Genomic DNA, 17641 nt, shown 5'->3' with positions numbered 1-17641 from the left:
TTACTCACCTCGATTCGCCATAAGTGTCAAGGTATCTGAAATCAGCTGATACATTTCCTGACTGGTTCTCTCACCCCGGTAGATTTGATTGTAGAGGATACCATCCTTGATAAAGAGGACCCGTTTGGCGCGGCTAGCTGCCGCTGTTGAGTGGGTTACCATCAAAATGGTTTGCCCTTCTTGATTGATTTTTTCAAAAATATCGAGAAGGGTAGCCGTTGATTTGGAGTCGAGGGCTCCAGTCGGCTCATCCGCCAAAAAGATTTCGGGCTGGGTGATGATGGCACGCGCCACCGCAACCCGTTGCTGCTGACCGCCTGAAATCTCGTAGGGCATTTTGTCTTGTAAGGTCGCAATTCCTAGACTATTTAGTGTATGAACCAGTCGCTTGTTCATCTCATCAATCGGATAGCGAGACAAAACCAAAGGCAAGAGAACATTGTCCTTGACAGAGAGGGTGTCCAAGAGGTTGAAATCTTGGAAGACAAATCCCAATTTCTCCCGACGAAAGGCTGCAGCCTCCCTGCTCTTAATCGTTTCTGTGTTGACACCATTGAGCAGAACCTTGCCCTGCGTTGGCTTATCAAGGGTTGCCAAAATATTAAGCAAGGTGGATTTTCCAGAACCTGATTCCCCCATGATGGCGACATATTCACCCTTTTCAACTGTAAAATGAATGTCTTTCAAGGCTTCAACCTGACTGGCTTGAAAGCGGGTTTGGTAAATTTTTTGAACGTGTTGTACATCTAAAAGTGTCATCTTACTGCCTCCTTTTCTTTTTCTACCCCCATTCTAGCCCATCCTCCGACAGTCTGCCATAGCCCTAGCTTTCATTTGCGTGACAATTTTGTAAGATTAGTCAAAAATCATCTCCACTTCTTTGATGCCTATTCGCACTTCTGTTCCCTGACCCACTTTGGAGCTTAGTTTGAGGGAATAGCCCAGCTCCGCAGCGATTTTCCGGGAGAGATAAAGTCCCAGACCCGAAGACTGCTGAGTTCTGCGGCCATTGAAACCTGAAAAACCACGCTCAAAAACCCGCTCCAAGTCACTCTCTGCAATCCCAATGCCTGTATCACGAATAACCAACTCATCTCCATCCAGGGCAATCGAAATACTTCCCCCCTGACAATATTTGAGGGCGTTGGATAAAATCTGCTCAATCAAGAGACCCAGCCAGCGTTTGTCGGTCTTTACTGTCCTATCCAGCGGTCCCAAGTCCAAGCTGGTATTGGCCTGAATAAAAAAGAGGGAATATTTCTTGACCAGGCATCTGACCAGTTCTGCCAAATTGACAGATTCAATAACCAAATCATCATGGAAAGACTGTAGACGGAGATAGTTCAAGACCAAACCTGTATATTGTTCGATTTTAAAAAGTTCTGATTCAAGCTGATGACGGACTGAACTACTGTCTACCTCATTGGCCAAGAGCTGACTGGCTGCAATAGGCGTTTTCATCTGGTGGGCCCAGAGGGTGTAGTAGTCATCTAATTCTGTCTGTTCCTGACGTTGTTTTTCCATCAGAAGCTTGTTTTGAACTTCTAGTCGCTCCACTCTCTCCTGCAAACAACGTTCACTGGCTGTCCCAGTGGCTACTCTCTGACCACGCCAGATTTTTCCAAAGCGGGAAAATTCCCTGACAAAATCCCAGAGGAGGGCGAGGAGCCAACAAATGCTCAGGAGGATGAGAGCATAGCGAGCCAGGTCCCTCTCAATGTCAAAGACGCTACTGATAGCCAAAATGGTCGAAACAAAAAGGCAGTAGCTGGCCAGAAAGATCCAACGATGACGGAGCCAAGTGGGTAAAAATTCTGATACTAGCGGGCTAAAATCATCCTTATTCATGTGTCCACACCAGGCCGTAGCCCACTCCTTTCTTGGTGGCAATCAAATCTGGCAGGCCCAGTTCTGCCAATTTTTTACGCAGGCGAGCGATGTTAACCGACAGGGTATTGTCATCCACAAAAATATCGCTGTTCCAGAGTTCTCTCATCAGCTCCTCACGACTAACCACTTCCTTGCCATGCTCAAAAAGCACACGTAATATCTGAAATTCATTTCGTGTCAACTCCTCTACAGCCTGTCCATAAGACACCTGCATAGTCTTCAAATCTAAGGAAGCCTCTTCAAACCAGAGTAAACTTTGTTCACCTACGAAATCGTAAGTTCTCCGCAAAAGCCCCTGTATTTTGGCTAGGAGAACCGTCATTTCAAAAGGGTTGGTCACATAGTCATCTGCTCCCATATTGATCGCCATGACAATATCCATGGGCTGGTCATGGGAAGACAGAAACATAATGGGCACACGGGATGTCTTGCGAATTTCCTGACACCAGTAATAGCCATTGAAAAAAGGTAGTCCAATATCCAGTAAAATCAAATGGGGCTGAAAATCTCTTATCTGGTCCAAAACCGTCTGAAAATCCTTGACCTCTTGAACCTGATAGCCCCAATTGATCAGGTTTTTGGCAACTAGTTGGCTAATGGTTTTATCATCCTCAACAAGAAGTATTTTCTGCATCGCTCTCTCTCCCTTTTTCATATATACTATATATTATAGCCTAAAATTCAGGAAAAAAGGGGGATTTTTCTAAATCTCCAACCAAGATTTGTCATTCCACACATATTTCGCTATACTAGAAGAAAAAGGAAAGGATTGCCATGCCGAATTTATTAAATTACATAGAAGACAGTCAATACGACAGTTTTTACGACCAGCCCCTAAACAAACTGGACATTTTGGCCCTGACTGAGCTTTCCTACCTGCCTTTCGACAAGCTCGTCCCCACCTCCTTTACCGAAAATGGCATCCGACTGGATCATTTGGCTGAGCATTTTGAAGCAACTTATCGGAATGACTTCCCTCCCTTTTCTATGGTGACCAAAAATCGCCTAGCCTTATTTGCCCTTCTAGCCAAATCCATACGCTTCAAGTCTATCAAGGCATTTGGCTTCGTTGACGATTATCAGTTGGACCAAGAGCAACAATTCGCCGCCATTAGCTACCGCTTGGACAGACAGACTGTCCTGACTTGTTTTAGGGGAACAGATGACACTATCATCGGTTGGAAGGAAGACTTCCACATGACCTATATGGATGAAATTCCTGCCCAGCGTTCTGCAAGTGATTATTTGGAAAAAATAATGTCTAATCAAAAGGAGAACTTCTATATCGCAGGGCATTCCAAAGGTGGTAATTTAGCCCTTTATTCCGCAAGTAAGCAGTCCTCAGATTTACAAGAGCGAATTGTGGCTGTCTATCCCTTTGACGCACCAGGGCTCCATAAAAAGCATTTGGTAGCTCCTGGCTACCAAGCTATTCAAAATCGGATTTACCCCCTCATTCCACAAAATTCCATCGTGGGAATGATGTTGGAAACACCTGAAAATGCCCAAATTGTTCAGAGCAACACCATCGGTCTTCTCCAACACATCACATTTTCTTGGGAAATTGAAGGAACTGATTTCAAGTCAGCCCCTGCCCTAACTAGCGACAGCCTTCAAACCGACCAGACTTTAAAAGCTTGGACTGCTAGCCTAACTGATGAAGAATTGAAAGATTTCTTTGACCTCTTTTTCGGGATTTTCATCCAAGCTGGGATTGAACGGTTCAGTGACATAACTGTCAATCCTCTACAGAAATTGCAGGAAATGGACCGATTGAGAAAAGAATTATCTCCTCAAGAGGCGGAAATGATGGACAAACTCATTCGGCTACTCTTTGACACCCGCTACCAAATTTGGAGGGACAATATTAGCACCTCCATTCCAAGCCCTGAAATCTCTCTACCAGATTGGCGGAAATTATTCCAAAGAAACACAACTGAAAATAAAGAAAACTAGCTCAACCACCTGAGCTAGTTTTCTTTATCAAATCTTCTTAAAAATTGGGATAGTTTTTCTAATCCTTTGATTAGAGTTTCTTGTTCACAGGCAAAACCTAGACGGACATAGCCATCACGATCAAACCGATTGCCTGGAACCAGAAGAACACCGTATTCCTGCAGAAGTTGCAAGCAAAAATCTTCCATGGGCATATCCACTGCAATCTTGACAAAGCTGGTAGAAACAACCGCTGGACGAATATAGGAAACGAGGGGTTCATTCTCAATCCATTGGTCCAGAATTGCTAGATTTCCTTCTAAAATGCGTCGATTTCGTTCTAGAATTTCTTGATAATGGGCCAAGGCCAATTGAGCCACCATATCATCAAAGACACCTGCACAAATCATGGTGTAATCCCGATAATCTCTCAATATATCTGTCACTTGATGATTGGCAGCCACCCAACCCACACGAATACCAGGCAAGGAGTAGGTCTTGGATAAGCTATTGACAGCAATCCCCTTGTCATAGACTTCTATAATGGATGGCACATCCAGCTCAGAAAAGGAACGATAGACTTCATCCGATAGAATGTAAGCCCCAACTTCACCAGCAATTTCCGCCAATTCTTCCAAATAGGTCCTATCCATGACAGCACCAGTTGGATTATTGGCATTGTTGATGCAAATCATCTTAGTGTTAGGACGAATGAGCTGACGCAGTTTTTCCAAGTCTGGCAACCAGCCATTTTCCTCCTCAATCTGCCACAAATCCACTTCCGCTCCCAAGGACTTTGGAATATCGTAGAGTTGTTGGTAGGTCGGATAAAGAGAAATGACATGGTCCCCTGGCTCAATCAAACTATAAAGAACTAACAAGTTGGCCCCTGTTGCCCCATTGGTCTGGAGAATTTGTTCAGGACTGACCTGTTCGTAGAGCTGGCTGACAGCCTCTTTAAATGCTGGCGAACCCTCTATCCATCCATAGTTGAGCTTGGTGCCCTGCAATTTCTCATAAAAATCCTCAGGATTGGTGCCCGACAAGGCAAACAATTCTTCTAAGGTTAAGGCAGAAATGGATACTCCTGCAATGTCATAGATGGCGTTGTTTTCATGGACATTTAGCCATTCCTCAACGCCAAAACGTGGTAATTTCATAAGACTTCCTACTTTTATTTATTCTGCCCTTATTGTACCATATTCTTTCAAAAATTGTATAAATATACAAAGCACCTTCAACATTAAAAAAGAGAGGATCAATAAATCCTCTCTAGGTGTAGCTAACATCAACCCATTACAGTTGATAACGAGCCATTTTTTATGCTTTACCTGTTTCTGAAGCAGTTTCGCTTGTTACTTCTGAAACAGTTTCTGATACCACTTCAGTTTGAACATCTTCGATATCAATTTCAATATCCTCAGACACCACCACAGCATCCTCAACCTCGTCTTCAGAAAGCTCTACAGTCGGTGCCTTGACTGTCTTAGCCTTGATAGCTTCCAAGATATCAGCCGTTGACAGGTTTTGTTCTGCGATTTTTTCCTTGATTTGCTCGAAGGTTTCAACAGATTTTTCCTTACCTGACTTGACCAAATCTTCCACTGTCAATTCCCCAGTTTCCAACTGAGTTTTGACTTCTGTAAAACGCTCTGAGGCTTGCTTGCCCAAGTCCTGAGCCTTGCTGACCAAATCCGCATTGATTTCCTCATGGTTTTCCTTGTAGTCATTGGCAAAGTTAAGGACTTTTTCCTTAACCGCCTGCCCGGTCTTGCTTGCTAGGAAGGCTGCTGCGGCAGCACCACCAGCCACACCCAATAAGAGACTGGTTAAGACACTAGATTTTTTTACCATTTTTTTCTCCTTTCTTACCTAAGAGAGATGAGATAGTTGACAAGGCAGAGAGGGCTCCGCCAGCTTTTACCGTATTGGCACCTGCCGACTTGGCTTTGACCGTCAAATCACGCGCCGAAGCATTCAAGTCAGACACAGATGTGGATAGATCCGCCACTGCAACAAACAAGGGATCCAAGGTTGAAACCTTCCCATTGACATCTTCCACCAAGACATTTGTTTTTGCCAAGAGTTCGTTGGTCTGATAGAGGGTCACATTGATGTCACTGGTCAAGACCTTGAGAGTTTGCTGGGCTTCATCCGTCACCGTTCCCAATTTTTTCAAGAGCAAAACAATGTAAACTGCCACAGCCGCGATGGACAAGGCAATAATCAAGACTGAAATTTCAATAATCATATATTCTCCTTTAGGATTGATAAAATGGAATAGACGATTGTCTTCTCCGCACCACAACCATGCTGATACCAACTAAGATAAGAATGCCAGATAGCCATTGGGAAATACGGATTCCCAAGAACATGAGGCTATCTGTCCGCAGGCCTTCTATCAAGAGGCGACCAAAACCATACCAAATCAGGTAAAAGGCTGTGATTTCACCTTGTTTAAGCAGGTTTGGCCTTCTGCGTAAGACACAAATCAAGCCAAAACCAAGCAAATTCCACAGACTTTCAAACAAGAAGGTGGGTTGACGGTAGGCGCCATCAATATACATCTGGTCTCGAATAAAGGCTGGTAGGTAGTTCAAGCTGTCCACAGCCTTACCATAGGCCTCCTGGTTAAAGAAATTTCCCCAACGCCCAATGGCTTGCGCAATCATGACAGAAGGTGCCACCACATCCAGAAAGTCCAGCGTATGGATGAAACGGTGCCGAGTAAAGAAATAGAGTACGATTGCCCCTGTTATCAAACCACCATAGATAGCAATTCCACCATTCCAGATAGCAAAGACAGATAAGAGATTATCCTTGTACTCGCTCCATGAAAAAGCGACATAATATATTCTGGCTCCGATAATGGAAAGCGGAAAGGCTAGCAAGATAAAATCCAAAATATCATCCTGCAAAATCTTCTTGCGCGGCGCTTCCTTGGTCGCCAAGTAAACACCCACTACCAAGCCTAGCAAGATACAGATGGCATACCAGCGAATTTCTAAAGGACCTAATCTAATCGCTATCGGATCCATACTAGACCTCTTCCTTATTCTGCTGGATAAGCTTGCCTAGACGTTCCTCGAAAATCTTGGTTGCATCATAACCCATCTGTTTGGCACGGTAGTTCATAGCGGCTGCTTCAATTACTACCGAAATGTTACGACCAGTCTTAACAGGGATGCGGATTTGTGGAATCGAAATACCTGCAATTTCAATGGTATCACCAGAATTCCCCAGACGGTCAAAGACCTTACCTGTTTCATAGTTTTCTAGGTAAACAGCCAACTGGACCTCTGAAGAATCCTTAACCGCGCTAGCACCATACAAACTCATGATGTCGATAATCCCTACACCACGGATTTCTAATAGGTGGCGCAGAATTTCTGCTGGCTCACCCCAGAGGGTCACATCATCCTTGGCATAGACATCCACACGGTCATCCGCAACCAGACGGTGACCACGCTTGACCAACTCCAGACCCGTTTCGCTCTTACCGATACCAGAATCCCCTTGGATAAGAACACCCATGCCGTAGATGTCCATCAAGACACCGTGAACGCTGGTCCGTTGGGCCAATCGGCTGTCCAGATAGGAGGACAATTCTCCTGACAGACGGCTGGTCGCTGTCTTACTGCGACAGATGGCAATCTTCTTTTCTTTCGCCGCTCGGTACATCTCCTCTGGAATTTCCAAACCACGCGCCACAATAATAACCGGCGTTTCTGGCTGGAACATCTGCGATAGCACTTGGTAGCGGTTATGGGCTGTCATGGCCATCAAATAAGACCATTCCTTCATCCCCATGAGCTGAATACGCTCGGGAGAATAATAATCAAAGTAGCCTGTCATTTCCAAACCAGGCCGGGTAATATCGGAAGTCGTAATCTCTTTTTGGAGCAGTTCCTCTGTGCTATAGGCACATTCAATCCGCAGATTATCAAGTAAGTCTTTTACAAAAACGGTCATGTCTTCCCTCTCTTTCGGTTTTAGTATATTATACCACAAGCAAGGGGTGGGAGGGTAAAACAACTAGCCCTTTTCCTCATAATAGAGCCTGCCAAGCAGACAAGCTTATAATCAAGTAAGACCTACCTTTCTGTCCCACTACAAAATTCTTCCATAATCTGTTATACTAGTCATAGAAAGTCAACAATAAGGAGAAGATCATGGAACCATTATTCCTCACACCTGTCATGCATGAAAAAATTTGGGGTGGCAATCGCCTGAAAACCAATTACAACTATGACATCCCAAGCGATAAAACTGGCGAGTGCTGGGCTATTTCTGCCCATCCAAATGGGGTTACCACCGTTTCAAACGGTCGCTACAAGGGCAGAGGACTAGATGATCTCTACACAAATGAAAAGCATTTATTTGGCAATCCAAAAGATGAAGTCTTTCCTCTCCTAACAAAAATCCTGGATGCAGAAGACTGGCTCAGTGTCCAAGTCCATCCTGATGACAACTATGGCTTGGCTCACGAAGGCGAACTTGGCAAGACAGAATGTTGGTATATCTTGGAAGCCGAAGAAGGGGCTGAGATTATCTACGGTCACAATGCCCAATCCAAAGAAGAACTCCGCCAGCAAATCCAAGCTGGAGATTGGGACAAGCTCTTGACCCATGTACCCGTTAAAAAAGGCGACTTCTTCTTCGTCCCTAGCGGCACCATGCACGCCATCGGTAAGGGAATCATGATTTTAGAAACCCAGCAGTCTAGCGACACGACCTACCGTGTTTATGACTTTGACCGCCGTGATGATGAAGGTAATCTCCGTGAACTTCATATTGAAAAATCGATTGATGTCTTGACCATCGGTCCTGTAGCTAATTCAACACCTGCTCAACTCAAAGTAGGCAAGCTGGACACCACCCTCCTGGTATCAAATCCCTTCTTCACAGTCTATAAGTGGCAGACCAAGGGAGAAATCCAGATGGAGCAAACCGTTCCTTACCTGCTCGTCAGTGTTATTGACGGTCAAGGTGCCATCCAAGTCGGCGAAACAAGCTACCCACTTCAAAAAGGAAGCCACTTTATCCTACCTGCGGATGTAACTGACTGGACCCTCACTGGTCAAATGGAGATCATCGCCAGCCATGCTAATGACACAAAGTAAGCAAAAAAATTCAGAAGTCCAAAAACTTCTGAGTTTTTTTATCATCGCTATTCTACTAATCTCTGTTCATCATTCCAAAAATGCGAAGCAAGTTAAGGAAGAGGTTGACAAAGTCAAGGTAGAGTTGAAGGGCCATTGACACTACCCAACCATTTTGCACATTGCCGCCTGTCTGTTCGAAAACGTCGCGGATACGTTGGTTGTCATAGGCAATCAAACCTGAGAAAACAAGGACAGATACGATAGACATAGCAAAGCTAATCCCTGAGCTGCGAAGGAAGATATTGATGACACTAGCAATCATAATTCCCCAGAGGGCTGCGCGCAGCGCTTGGGCCATACCAGAAAGATTTTTCTTGGTTGTCATACCGATGACTGCCATAATGGCAAACATCAGAGCAGCTGATAGGAAGGCCAAGGCAACCGTCTCAGTTGTGTAGAACATCAAGACCATGCTGATGGTCAAGCCGTTGGTAACCGAGTAAGCCAAGAAGATTGGCAAGGCCATAGGGCTATTTTTAGCTGCCATAGTAGAAGCTGAAACCACCAAGGCAATCTGTCCCAACATGACCAACATCATCACAATGGAACCGGCACTAAGCAAGGCATAAAGCAGCTGCTGGAAGACGGTAACGGCCAAGAAGGAAACAAGGGCTGACAAGCCAATCCCCATAGCAACAACACCATAAATCTTACCAAAGAAACGGTTGAGGGCGGTATTATCCACCTGATTGATAATAAATGAATCGTTATTCATATGCTTCTCCTTTTACATCCTACTGAAAACGTAGGATCTTTCGATTTTTCCATTTATATTGCAAGGGCAGGGTAAACTCACGTACTGCCCAATACTTGTCTACGCAGGTCACAATCCATGATTCCTTATAACGTGGCGGAGCAATGGTTGCACCAAACATATGCTTGACAATAATATCTTCTTCTACCTTATTGAGTTTGGTCAATTTTTCTGCATTGCGCTTGGCAATCCGCGGATGGACCCAGGCATGACTTTTGTTAAATTTGGTTTCACGCCAGTCATAGAAGAAAAGGTCGTGTAGAAGACCACCTCGAGCAGTCGACTTGGCATCCCAGCCAAATTTTTTAGCGATTTTATAGCTGGTGTAGGAAACATTGATCGAATGTTCCAAGCGTGTCGAATGATAGTGGTGGGGAATGTCCGCCAACTTCTGCACCTTTTTAGTGTCAATCAAGTGACCGACATAAGCCATATATTCTTTATCTTTTTTATAAGCACCCATAGATGTAAACCTCGTTTTGTTATTATAACACAGTTTATGCTTCTTGGCTTAAATAAAGCTAAAGACTAAAATTCCTGCTGCAATGGCAACATTCAAACTCTCTGCCTGACCAGGCATGGTGATGTGAACCAGCTGATTGGCTTCCTCAGCCACAAAATCCGAAATCCCCTGACCTTCATTTCCCATCACAAGTGCAAAGCTAGCCCCTGGTGCTACCTGCCTATAATCTACAGACTGACTAGATAGGGTCGTTGCCAAAATCTCCACCTGATGGTGTTTTAAGGTAGAGAAAATATCTCCGATTGGCAGGCGATAAATTGGCAAATGAAAGTGACTCCCCTGCATAGAACGAAGAACCTTCATATTGTAAATATCAGCTGACTTATCGGTCAGAAATACACCCTCAAAACCTGCCGCATCAGCCGTTCGAATGATGGTCCCCACATTTCCTGGATCCTGCACATCTTCCAAGACCAGATATTTACCTGCTAGCTGGTCAGGGAGTTCCTGACTAGGCAGAGCCAGTTGGGCTACTACTCCTTGAGGTGACTTGGAATCAGCCAAGTCCTGCATGATTTCTGGACTAACCACAGTCACCTTTTCCAACTGGGCAACCCTGTCCACATGCTCTTCTACTACCAAAATGTGTTCAATCCTTGCACCAGCAGCCAAAGCCTCTTCTAATAAATGCCAGCCCTCTATTAAGTAGGATGAACGACGGTATTTTTTCTGCTGTAATTTCTTAATCTGCTTGATTAAATTATTGGATTTTGAACGGATAACTTCCATAATTTCCTCATTTTCTTTCTTACCCAACAATGATATAATAAAGTAAAGGTCTTGTCAAAAGGAGAAACTTATGAGAAAGGTTAAAATGATTGCATCTGGTCGGGTGCAGGGAGTTGGTTTTCGCTGGGCTGTTCAATTTTTAGCAGTGGAAATCGGAGACATCTTCGGCAGGGTTTGGAACAATGAAGATGGAACAGTCACCATCCTGGCTCAATCCGAGAACGCTGAGAAGCTCAGCCATTTTATCCATGAAGTCCGAAAAGGGCCCTCACGTATGGCAAAAGTGAGCTATTTGGATGTGACCCTAGCGAATTTCGAAGACTACCATGATTTTCAGGTCAGCCATAGGTAAAACTTGAAAATTGTGCATAAAAACAGTAAAATAGAATCTATCATGTATTAAAAGGAATGTATCGATTTGAAAAAGAATAAACGTCTCCTCTTAGGCAGTATGGCTCTTGCCAGCCTTGTATTTTTAGCTGGATGTGTCAAAACAGATGGCAAGGGTGTTCCAACCGGTGAAGGATGGGTTTACAACTATCTGGTTGAACCAATGGGGAACCTAATCACCTTCTTCGCTGAAAACCAAGGTTTAGGATTTGGTGTGGCTATCATTGTAGTGACCCTGATTGTCCGCTTCCTCATCATGCCATTGGGTATCTACCAATCATGGAAGTCAACCTATCAGTCAGAAAAAATGAACTACCTCAAGCCAATCTTGGGACCTATCCAAGAACGCATGAAAAATGCAAGTTCGCAAGAGGAACAATTGGCTGCCCAGCAAGAATTCTTTGCGGCGCAAAAACAATACGGTGTCAGCATGTTTGGCGGTATGGGCTGTCTTCCACTGCTCATCCAAATGCCATTCTTCACTGCCCTCTTCTACGCAGCCCGCTACACACCAGGTATTTCCGAAGCGACATTCCTGGGAATTCCTCTTGGTCAACCAAGTATGATTCTAACTGCTGTAGCTGGTATCCTCTACTATGCCCAATCCATGCTGATGCAGGTGGGGATGGATGAAGAGCAGAAAAAGCAAATGCAAACTGTCGCCTATATGAACCCAATCATGATTGTCATCTTCTCCTGGACTTCCCCAGCAGGTGTCACTCTTTACTGGGTAGTCGGTGGTATGATTGGACTTGTCCAACAAGCCTTGACCAACTTCATCCTCAAGCCAAAAGTTCGCGCTAAGGTAGAGGAAGAATTTAAGAACAACCCGCCAAAACCTTACAAATCTACAGTAAAAGATGTTACTCCAAAAGCATCTGCCATCATTGAAGAAAAAGCTTCTAAGAAAACCAATCGTAATGCTGGCAAACAACGGTCTAGATAAACAATAACAACCATCTGGTCAGATAGTTGTTCAGATTGAGGAAAAAGTCCATTTTGGACAATTTTCTTCAATCTTTTTTCTTTATGTTGAAAATAAAAACTCTCAGAACCACCGAAATATCAACGTTTCTAAGAGTTTAATGACTTGCTATCATTCACAAACTTCTTCAATTTTTTGTATTTTTAGGAGTTTGTCTGCGTTCTGAACAACCATCTGGTCGGATGGTTGTTTTCTAATGCAAAAAAGAGAGAATCATTCGACTCTCTCCACACCTTATTTTGTTTTTTCAACTTTCAAGATTTTAACTTCGTAGCTGCCAGCAGGTGTTTCAATCATAGCCACATCTCCTGTCTTCTTACCAATCAAGGCATGACCGATTGGGCTTTCGTTAGAAATCTTACTTGCAAAGGCATCTGCACCCGCAGCACCAACAATGTGGTAAACTTCCTCTTCCGTCTCACCGACTTCTTGAACTGTAACGGTTTTACCAATCGCTACTTCATCTGCAGCAACGGCATCGCTGTTGACAATCTCAGCATAGCGAATTTTGGTTTCAATCGTTGAAATTTGACCTTCAACAAAGGCTTGCTCATCTTTAGCCGCTTCGTACTCAGAGTTTTCTGAGAGGTCTCCATAAGAACGTGCAATTTTAATACGCTCTACGATTTCTGGACGACGGACAAGCTTAAGCTCTTCCAATTCTTTTTCTAATTTTTCTTTTTCTTCCAAGGTCATTGGATAGGTTTTTTCTGCCATTATATTTCCTTTTCTTTCTATCATTTTCTGTGAAAACAAAATTATGTGGAAATCCACATAATTTTGTTATAAATTTCTAATTTACTCTAAGTGAGCGTTGACATACTTAGCAACGTTTTGGTCGTGTTCTTCGATTGTTCTCGCATAGTAAACCGTACCTGTTGTTACATCTGCCACAAAGTAAAGATAATCCGTTGTGTTGGCATTGATAACCGCTTCAATCGCTGATACACTTGGGCTATCTACTGGACCAGGCATCAAGCCAGCCCTCCAATAGATGTTATATGGTGAATCAATGTTGGTATCAATTCCAGCATCCTCTGCCAAAGTTGTTTCTTGACCAAGCTTGCCTTGTGCATAAAGAATAGCAATATTAGACTGTAAAGGCATTTCATTATTGAGACGGTTGAAGAATACACTTGCAATATTGCGACGATCCTCATCTGTAGAACCTTCTTTTTCAACGAGTGAGGCCAAAGTCAGCACTTCGTTAACCGTCAAGTTCTTAGCTGCAATGGTTTCATAATATGGTTGCAAACGAGCATCCATTGCCGCAATCATTTGCTCAACCAATTCTTCCATTGTTGTTTCTTCAGTATATTCATAGACAGCAGGGAAGAGGTAACCCTCTAATTGATAGATAACACCGCTATCTGCTGCTGGGAGGCTAGCAAACAATTGTGGATAGGCAGCTACCATCCGATTGATGAAATCTGGGTTGGTCACTGTCGCCATAAATTCTTCTGAAGTGAATGGTGTCTTATCGTTCTTATCTTCTGTCTTGGTATTATTGGTAATAGCCTGTGAGATTTGAGTCAGTGTATACCCTTCGACGATCAAGATTTTACCTGCCGGCTCTTTCTGAGGAGTCGGAGTCCCACTTTCTTGTAAGGCTTTTGCAATATCGTCAACCGACATGCTTTGCTTCAAATTGTAATAACCGCTTTGGAAGTTATTATAGCTCTTGATTTTTGAATAGTAATTAAAGACCGTTGCATTCTTCACCAGCTGGTTGTCTACCAAGATCTTACCGATTTCTAAAGTAGAGGAGCCTTCTGGAATTTCAACCTGAACAGCTTCTGTAGCTTTTGCATTAACAGGCTCTAAGCTGGATTTGATCCACATATACCCTGCAATTCCCGTCACAACTACCACTAGGAGAATCAAAGACATGATCACCGATACGATGCGCTTGGCTGCCTTGTCTTGTTTCTTGCGACGTTGAAGACTGCTCTTATTCGATAGATTCTTCCTAGATGGCAGGGCTGTTGCAACTACTGGCTCTTCTGACTTTTCTGCAGGCGTTTCATTGATTTTTGAAGCTAGAAGGGTATCTTCTAGGGAGATGATTTCTGTATCACCAGTCACTGCTGAAACATCTTCTACTGGAAAATCAACAAATGTCTCTTCTAAGCTGGGTTCAACTTCTGTTTCTGGAGTCGCAACTGGTGATGGTTCATTTTCAAAACCAGTGGTATTCGCTGCAACCAATCTTCTCAACTCTTCCAGATTGCGTTCGACTGTATCTTGGGTCACTGGAGCCGAAGTTGGTACTTCTTCCTTCTCGACAACAAGGTCTTCCGTCTCAACAACAGGCTCTGATGGAATGATTTCCTCAACCTCTTCTTCAAGATTTTCTTGACCTTCCTCTGCCAAATAGGTCTCCGGATAAGTCATTTCTCCAACTGGAATGGTTTCTCTTTGGCTAACTGGTTCCGCAGGGAATTCTATTTGCTGGTCAACCTTCACTTGGTTTGGTTGTTCCGTCTGACCTTTGATGGCCTGGTCTGCCAAACGTTTTAATTTCAATTCTTCCAAATCCCGCAAAATCTGATCGCGAAAACTTGAAGACTGCGTGTTATTTTCATTCGTATCCTTTGTCACGCTATCGCTCCTTTCACACAGTTACTATACATTATATCTCAAAGGCCTAGGAAATGCAAGAAATTCCCTTTATATCAAGCTTTCCAATACATATCATACCAGGTTTTTCCTCCAAATTGAGATTGTGAAGGTCCCTGGTCCTCAAATTGATTGATTTGGTAATACTTGATCAGGCTCTCCTTACAGGTCAGGGCAATCCCTTGATAGTTTCCTTGGACAGCTACTTCTTTTAGACCTGCAAGCAAGAGGGTCCCTATCCCCTGGCCTTGATAGTTGGGAGCTACTGATAGGCTAGCTATAGCCAGGTGTTGACCTGTCGGCAACTGACCAGACTCCAGATAGAAAATTTCATCTGTAACTGTGGCAGAGGCCCATGGACTGGCCAGGATAAAGCCTGCTAATTGGCCCTCTACTTCCATGACCAAGCAAGTCTGCGGTACTTCTCTTAAAAAGGTTGCCAGAACCTGCTCCGAAATCCGTTCTTCTTTGGAAAAATTAGCAGTTTCAAGTTCCAGAACCTGGTCTAGATCTGATAGTCGAGCAAAACGAATCTCCATAAACATCCCCCTAAATAGCGGAAAAACAGGGGCCATAGGCCTCCGTCTTTCTTCTTATTGAACATTATTTGTCAAGCTGGAAAGCAATCTTTCAAATGAATACTCATAAGACTGAATATCTCCAGCCCCCATAAATACATAGACAGCATTGTCATGATCCAAAAGCGGCGAGGTATTTTCGACAGTAACCAGACCACCTTTTTTATTGATTTTAGCTGCCAGATCTTCTACCTTAACCTGACCATTATCTGTTTCACGCGCCGAACCGTAAATCTGTGCCAAGTAAACAGCGTCTGCTCCATTTAGGGCTTCCGCAAATTCATCCAAAAGGGCAATGGTTCGCGTAAAGGTGTGAGGTTGGAAAATAGCTACCAACTCCTTGCTTGGATACTTCTGACGAGCCGCGTCAATGGTCGCAATGATTTCTGTTGGATGGTGGGCAAAGTCATCAATGATGACTGTATCGTTGACAACCTTCTCTGTAAAGCGGCGTTTGACACCTGCAAAGGTCTTCAAGTGCTCTGCAACCAAGCTCAAATCAAAACCAGCCATGTGAAGGTTAGCAATAACGGCTGTTGCATTCATGACATTGTGCTTGCCAAAGGTTGGAATTTGGAACTCTCCCAATTCTTGTTCTTTGTGACGGACCTTGAACTGTGAACCAGTCGTCGATGGTTTCAAATCATAGGCTACAAAGTCATTGTCTGGACCTGTTCCGTAGTAGTAGATTGGGGCATTAGCCGTAATCCGACGCAGCTGCTCGTCTTCACCATAGACAAACAGACCTTTTTTGACTTGTTTGGCATAATCGTTAAAGGCGTTAAAGACATCCTCTAGGCTGGTGAAGTAATCTGGATGATCAAAGTCAATGTTAGTAATGATGCTGTACTCAGGATAGTAAGGGGCAAAATGGCGCTCATACTCATCTGACTCAAAGACAAAATACTGGGCATTGGCTGAGCCACGACCTGTTCCATCTCCAATCAGGAAAGAGGTGTCTGTGATATTGCGCATCACATGGGCCAAAAGTCCTGTCGTTGATGTCTTACCGTGGGCACCTGCTACACCAAGGCTGGTAAAGCCCTTCATAAATTCACCCAAGAATTCATGGTAGCGTTTGTAGCTAAAGCCCTGTGCATCGGCAAATGCAATCTCCACATTGTTATCTGGACGGAAGGCATTTCCAGCGATTAGTTCAACATCAGCCGTGATATTTTTCTCATCGAAAGGTAAAATGTCGATACCTGCTTGTTCCAAGCCACGTTGAGTGAAGTAGTATTTCTCTACATCACTTCCCTGAACCTTGTAGCCCATTTGGTGCAACATCAGTGCCAAGGCACTCATGCCTGAACCTTTAATTCCGATAAAATGATAGGTTTTTGTCATGTTAGTCCTCTTCTATAGTTGTTAAATTTAATTCCTGTGCAATGCGACGATCTCTTTGTTGCTGGCGCTCAGGATAGTTATAAACCTGGCTTTTCTTCAAAAAGTCATAGGAATTTTTTCTCACCGGTTGCTCCTGCTCACGATCCTCTTTTTTCAAGGAATAGACCGCAGGAATATCTGCCAAGATATAGTCTGTCTGACGAAGCTTATCTGCCAAGTGGGACAAGGTTCCTGCCTTCACCTCTGGTGTTGGGCTAACAGGTGGCTTGACAAAGACCTTGGCCGGCGTTGGTTTTTCATCTCTCAGGTAGGTTGCAGACCGTTTCTTCTTCAAATCCTCACGGGCTTGCTCACGGGCCACTTGACCCTGAGTCTTAACCTGAGTTGGTTTGGCTTGGGTATATTGTTGCAGACGCTCTCTCCGCGAATAATGACTGGATTTGGCCTCAAAGAGTGGAGGCAAGAGGTCATCGTCTGTCACAAGGCGACCAGTCTCTCTTATCGCTGGCTGACTAGATGATACACCAGCAAATTCTTTTTCTTGATAAGGCCCCTTGATATTACTAATCAAGTCGCTTTCATCATATAAACTCATAATTGGATTTACTCCTACTAGCACTTCATTATCAGCTACTAGCGGAAATCTTTTCTCTTTTCTAATCATAAGTTAGTCCTTTCAAAAACCTATTATACCATACTTGAGCAGTATTTGCCTAATTCTATGTT

General features: G+C 43.8%; 20 protein-coding genes. 4 read left to right on the top strand and 16 right to left on the bottom strand.

All coding sequences use genetic code 11. The annotated features are described in order from the left end of the window. From C1E58_RS05855 to C1E58_RS05845, 3 genes are all read right to left on the bottom strand, one after another. Positions 1-759 carry an ABC transporter ATP-binding protein gene (locus C1E58_RS05855; RefSeq protein ID WP_105209696.1) on the bottom strand — a complete coding sequence of 253 codons (759 nt, stop codon included), beginning with the start codon at positions 757-759 and terminating at the stop codon, positions 1-3. Between the two features lie 96 nt (positions 760-855). Next, positions 856-1848 (bottom strand): sensor histidine kinase, encoded by a 993-nt coding sequence (locus C1E58_RS05850; RefSeq protein WP_105209695.1) that lies wholly within the window; start codon positions 1846-1848, stop codon positions 856-858. Continuing rightward, positions 1841-2524 carry a response regulator transcription factor gene (locus tag C1E58_RS05845; protein ID WP_105209694.1) on the bottom strand — a complete coding sequence of 228 codons (684 nt, stop codon included), beginning with the start codon at positions 2522-2524 and terminating at the stop codon, positions 1841-1843. The genes C1E58_RS05850 and C1E58_RS05845 overlap by 8 nt, the downstream gene beginning before the upstream one ends. A gap of 140 nt (positions 2525-2664) precedes the next feature. Between C1E58_RS05845 and C1E58_RS05840 the strand changes: the two genes are divergently transcribed. Further along, positions 2665-3846, top strand: coding sequence for a DUF2974 domain-containing protein (locus C1E58_RS05840; RefSeq protein ID WP_105209693.1), 1182 nt, complete (start codon positions 2665-2667; stop codon positions 3844-3846). A gap of 14 nt (positions 3847-3860) precedes the next feature. Here the strand turns inward: C1E58_RS05840 and C1E58_RS05835 are convergent, their stop codons facing one another. From C1E58_RS05835 to hprK, 5 genes are all read right to left on the bottom strand, one after another. Beyond that, the gene (locus C1E58_RS05835; RefSeq protein ID WP_105209692.1) at positions 3861-4985 is read right to left on the bottom strand and encodes an aminotransferase; all 1125 of its coding nucleotides are present in this window, start codon (positions 4983-4985) and stop codon (positions 3861-3863) included. Between the two features lie 160 nt (positions 4986-5145). Continuing rightward, positions 5146-5679, bottom strand: coding sequence for a YtxH domain-containing protein (locus C1E58_RS05830; protein ID WP_105209691.1), 534 nt, complete (start codon positions 5677-5679; stop codon positions 5146-5148). Next, positions 5663-6073, bottom strand: coding sequence for a DUF948 domain-containing protein (locus tag C1E58_RS05825; protein WP_172029289.1), 411 nt, complete (start codon positions 6071-6073; stop codon positions 5663-5665). The genes C1E58_RS05830 and C1E58_RS05825 overlap by 17 nt, the downstream gene beginning before the upstream one ends. 13 nt (positions 6074-6086) lie before the next feature. Further along, complete coding sequence (gene lgt / locus C1E58_RS05820; RefSeq protein ID WP_105209690.1) at positions 6087-6863, bottom strand: prolipoprotein diacylglyceryl transferase; 777 nt, start codon at positions 6861-6863, stop codon at positions 6087-6089. A 1-nt stretch (position 6864) separates the two neighbouring features. Next, positions 6865-7797: an HPr(Ser) kinase/phosphatase gene (gene hprK / locus C1E58_RS05815; RefSeq protein ID WP_105209689.1), complete on the bottom strand. Its 933-nt coding sequence runs from the start codon at positions 7795-7797 to the stop codon at positions 6865-6867. Positions 7798-7994: 197 nt separating this feature from the next. On the opposite strand from hprK, the gene manA reads away from it, so the two are divergent. After that, entirely contained in the window at positions 7995-8948 is a 954-nt protein-coding gene (manA, locus tag C1E58_RS05810) for a mannose-6-phosphate isomerase, class I (RefSeq protein WP_161941091.1), read from the top strand. A gap of 55 nt (positions 8949-9003) precedes the next feature. On the opposite strand, the gene C1E58_RS05805 is transcribed toward manA, so the two are convergent. From C1E58_RS05805 to C1E58_RS05795, 3 genes are read right to left on the bottom strand one after another with little or no spacing between them, the layout of a single operon-like run. Further along, positions 9004-9705: a Bax inhibitor-1/YccA family protein gene (locus C1E58_RS05805; RefSeq protein WP_105209688.1), complete on the bottom strand. Its 702-nt coding sequence runs from the start codon at positions 9703-9705 to the stop codon at positions 9004-9006. A gap of 19 nt (positions 9706-9724) precedes the next feature. Further along, positions 9725-10207, bottom strand: a complete 483-nt coding sequence (locus C1E58_RS05800) for an HD domain-containing protein (protein WP_105209687.1) — start codon at positions 10205-10207, stop codon at positions 9725-9727. A 48-nt stretch (positions 10208-10255) separates the two neighbouring features. Then, positions 10256-10996, bottom strand: a complete 741-nt coding sequence (locus C1E58_RS05795) for a TrmH family RNA methyltransferase (protein ID WP_105209686.1) — start codon at positions 10994-10996, stop codon at positions 10256-10258. A gap of 70 nt (positions 10997-11066) precedes the next feature. Here C1E58_RS05795 and C1E58_RS05790 point away from each other — a divergent pair, with 70 nt between their 5' ends. Continuing rightward, positions 11067-11348: an acylphosphatase gene (locus C1E58_RS05790; RefSeq protein WP_105113604.1), complete on the top strand. Its 282-nt coding sequence runs from the start codon at positions 11067-11069 to the stop codon at positions 11346-11348. A gap of 66 nt (positions 11349-11414) precedes the next feature. Next, positions 11415-12332 carry a membrane protein insertase YidC gene (gene yidC, locus C1E58_RS05785; protein WP_105209685.1) on the top strand — a complete coding sequence of 306 codons (918 nt, stop codon included), beginning with the start codon at positions 11415-11417 and terminating at the stop codon, positions 12330-12332. Between the two features lie 273 nt (positions 12333-12605). Here the strand turns inward: yidC and greA are convergent, their stop codons facing one another. The 5 genes from greA to C1E58_RS05760 form a co-directional block, all read right to left on the bottom strand. Next, complete coding sequence (gene greA, locus C1E58_RS05780; RefSeq protein ID WP_105113602.1) at positions 12606-13088, bottom strand: transcription elongation factor GreA; 483 nt, start codon at positions 13086-13088, stop codon at positions 12606-12608. 81 nt (positions 13089-13169) lie between these two features. Next, positions 13170-14972, bottom strand: a complete 1803-nt coding sequence (gene mltG, locus C1E58_RS05775; RefSeq protein WP_105209684.1) for an endolytic transglycosylase MltG — start codon at positions 14970-14972, stop codon at positions 13170-13172. Between the two features lie 74 nt (positions 14973-15046). Beyond that, a complete protein-coding gene (locus C1E58_RS05770; RefSeq protein WP_105113600.1) occupies positions 15047-15529 on the bottom strand; it encodes a GNAT family N-acetyltransferase in 483 nt (160 codons plus the stop codon). A gap of 54 nt (positions 15530-15583) precedes the next feature. After that, the gene (murC, locus tag C1E58_RS05765; RefSeq protein WP_105113599.1) at positions 15584-16915 is read right to left on the bottom strand and encodes a UDP-N-acetylmuramate--L-alanine ligase; all 1332 of its coding nucleotides are present in this window, start codon (positions 16913-16915) and stop codon (positions 15584-15586) included. A 1-nt stretch (position 16916) separates the two neighbouring features. Next, positions 16917-17579, bottom strand: coding sequence for a hypothetical protein (locus tag C1E58_RS05760; RefSeq protein ID WP_105113598.1), 663 nt, complete (start codon positions 17577-17579; stop codon positions 16917-16919). Positions 17580-17641 lie beyond the last annotated feature (62 nt).

This window comes from Streptococcus suis (assembly GCF_002964575.1).
GTDB classification, from domain to species: domain Bacteria; phylum Bacillota; class Bacilli; order Lactobacillales; family Streptococcaceae; genus Streptococcus; species Streptococcus suis_R.
Note: the sequence above shows the minus strand (reverse complement) of the source record. Positions and strands in the feature narration are given on the sequence as shown.

Bases quoted from the DNA above. Each gene is read 5' to 3' on its own strand.
- C1E58_RS05855 (WP_105209696.1), bottom strand. From the start codon at position 759: ATGACACTTTTAGATGTACAACACGTTCAAAAAATTTACCAAACCCGC.
- C1E58_RS05850 (WP_105209695.1), bottom strand. From the start codon at position 1,848: ATGAATAAGGATGATTTTAGCCCGCTAGTATCAGAATTTTTACCCACT.
- C1E58_RS05845 (WP_105209694.1), bottom strand. From the start codon at position 2,524: ATGCAGAAAATACTTCTTGTTGAGGATGATAAAACCATTAGCCAACTA.
- C1E58_RS05840 (WP_105209693.1), top strand. From the start codon at position 2,665: ATGCCGAATTTATTAAATTACATAGAAGACAGTCAATACGACAGTTTT.
- C1E58_RS05835 (WP_105209692.1), bottom strand. From the start codon at position 4,985: ATGAAATTACCACGTTTTGGCGTTGAGGAATGGCTAAATGTCCATGAA.
- C1E58_RS05830 (WP_105209691.1), bottom strand. From the start codon at position 5,679: ATGGTAAAAAAATCTAGTGTCTTAACCAGTCTCTTATTGGGTGTGGCT.
- lgt (WP_105209690.1), bottom strand. From the start codon at position 6,863: ATGGATCCGATAGCGATTAGATTAGGTCCTTTAGAAATTCGCTGGTAT.
- hprK (WP_105209689.1), bottom strand. From the start codon at position 7,797: ATGACCGTTTTTGTAAAAGACTTACTTGATAATCTGCGGATTGAATGT.
- C1E58_RS05805 (WP_105209688.1), bottom strand. From the start codon at position 9,705: ATGAATAACGATTCATTTATTATCAATCAGGTGGATAATACCGCCCTC.
- C1E58_RS05800 (WP_105209687.1), bottom strand. From the start codon at position 10,207: ATGGGTGCTTATAAAAAAGATAAAGAATATATGGCTTATGTCGGTCAC.
- C1E58_RS05795 (WP_105209686.1), bottom strand. From the start codon at position 10,996: ATGGAAGTTATCCGTTCAAAATCCAATAATTTAATCAAGCAGATTAAG.
- C1E58_RS05790 (WP_105113604.1), top strand. From the start codon at position 11,067: ATGAGAAAGGTTAAAATGATTGCATCTGGTCGGGTGCAGGGAGTTGGT.
- greA (WP_105113602.1), bottom strand. From the start codon at position 13,088: ATGGCAGAAAAAACCTATCCAATGACCTTGGAAGAAAAAGAAAAATTA.
- C1E58_RS05770 (WP_105113600.1), bottom strand. From the start codon at position 15,529: ATGGAGATTCGTTTTGCTCGACTATCAGATCTAGACCAGGTTCTGGAA.
- murC (WP_105113599.1), bottom strand. From the start codon at position 16,915: ATGACAAAAACCTATCATTTTATCGGAATTAAAGGTTCAGGCATGAGT.
- C1E58_RS05760 (WP_105113598.1), bottom strand. From the start codon at position 17,579: ATGATTAGAAAAGAGAAAAGATTTCCGCTAGTAGCTGATAATGAAGTG.